Origin of the sequence: Thorsellia kenyensis, from assembly GCF_042432445.1 — a bacterium.
GTDB classification, from domain to species: domain Bacteria; phylum Pseudomonadota; class Gammaproteobacteria; order Enterobacterales; family Thorselliaceae; genus Thorsellia; species Thorsellia kenyensis.
The window spans coordinates 1-1549 of sequence record NZ_JBHLXE010000054.1; the positions used below are offsets into that span (position 1 = coordinate 1).

Here is a 1549-nt window from a genome sequence, read left to right on the forward strand (position 1 = left end):
TGAACCGTTCACCACGTTGCCTTTAACATCTCCCTCGCTGTCTTCAGCAATAAAGGTTGGCTTAGCCGGTGGTGTGCGGTCATAGTTGATAGCATACTTCGCTGTCTCATCCGAAGTCTGGCTCGCTGCATCTTCTGCAAGCGCTGTGATGTTATAAATGCCATCATCTGTGATGACACCATCCGGTAAATCTAATCTCCAGTTACCTTGTGCATCCGCCTGTGTTTCTGTTGCATACTTCTCATTGACCTTGATAATCACTTTCACACCAGGTGACGCGGTACCACGAATCGTCAGATTCTTATCATTAGTCACACCTTCTGGCTGTATGGTCTGTGCACTGTTACCAAAATCATCAATCACTTCTACGATAGAAGGTTGAACTGGCTTGGTCGTAATGACATTAAATGCCCACTCAGTCGTCTTCTCTCCTTCAATACCAGAGGCACTCACTGGCGCGGCTCTCAGTTTATGCTCACCACCTGATAAGAATTCAATTGGGGTATAAGTCCAATCACCGTTCGCATTAACAGGGACTGTGGCAACTAATTCATCATCCATATAGATGTTGATGAATTTAATCGCCTCTGAACGTACGCTCCCTTTATATTCAGGTTGTCTGTCATTGGTAAAGCCACCTTTTTCAATGGTGCCCGTCACGGGTTCTTGATCATCATATAAATCAATGTCTTCAGGACGTAAAGCAATCGGCTTATCTAAACTTATTTCAAAATTCACTTCTGATTGTGGGCCATAAACACCCGATGGGCTCACAGGAGAAATCGCAATCTTATGTTTGCCTTTCGCCAACTCGTCAGTGATTTGGTAAGTCCATGCATTGCTTGTCACAGATGCACGGCCTACTTCTTTACCATCCACGAATATCGCCACCTCAGACACGCCTGTAGGTACTCGACCCTCTAACGTAGGTAATGTATCATCTGTGAAATCTCCTTCATTGATGGGACCTGTGAATTGGCCCACATCATCGAGAAGCTGCCATGAACCCACTTCCAGCGATTCTGGTGCTTCTGTGCTGACAATTAAGTCAAATCCTTCAGTAGGTACAAAGTCAGTCAAGTTACCGGCTTTATCTGCCGCCCTGAATTGAATGCTATAACTACCATCAAGAAGGGTTAAATCTGCAGGTAACTCAAAGCTCCATTGACCATTTTGACCCACAAATACAGGAGGTGTTAATGATTTAAGCTCATTATTAATGTAAAGCTTGATTTCAGCCCCAGGCTCACCACGTCCTTCAAATGTAGGGCGTGTATCATTAGTGATGGCCCCTGAGTTAAGCTTAATATTGCCTTTCTCACCATTAGGATTCGGCTCAACATTATCAATCACATTATCTAATGTTAATTGATTTTCAGGAGAGGTACTGACTTCGGTATCAACGATTAACTCAAAACCTGCTGCAGGAACAAAACCCGTCAAGTTACCCGCTTTATCTTCAGCTCTAAATTGGATGTTATACGTACCATCAACCAGCGCAAGCGTCGTTGGTAATTCAAAACTCCACGAACCATCTTCTTTGACAAAA

1 protein-coding gene is annotated in these 1549 nt (G+C 43.9%); it reads right to left on the reverse strand.

Features of this window, described 5'->3' with window-relative positions; genetic code table 11:
- Window positions 1-1549: Ig-like domain-containing protein (locus tag ACFFIT_RS05465; protein ID WP_385876646.1), on the reverse strand; the 1549-nt coding region annotated here is incomplete at both ends.